General features: G+C 44.9%; 1 pseudogene. It reads right to left on the bottom strand.

Going from position 1 to position 214, the window contains the following annotated elements:
• Positions 1-214: pseudogene (locus tag M992_RS14525) on the bottom strand (PrkA family serine protein kinase); the annotation flags it as partial.

Genomic DNA, 214 nt, shown 5'->3' with positions numbered 1-214 from the left:
CATAGCGGTCAAAGATATTTTGTCCGTACTCAGAATAAGATTCTAAGTAGGCGGTTTGAATTTCTTTGCCGATAAACTCCACGTATTTCGGGATCAGATAGCCTTTCAGGTGCTCCAGATATTTTTCTGCAACGTCCTGAGGGAACTGTTCGCGCTCAACTTGCTGTTCCAACACATAGAATAGGTGAACCGGGTTAGCCGCTACTTCGCTATG

The organism is Moellerella wisconsensis ATCC 35017 (assembly GCF_001294465.1).
GTDB lineage: Bacteria > Pseudomonadota > Gammaproteobacteria > Enterobacterales > Enterobacteriaceae > Moellerella > Moellerella wisconsensis.
The sequence above is the reverse complement of the archived record's forward strand: the minus strand, read 5'-3'. Positions and strand labels throughout refer to the sequence as shown.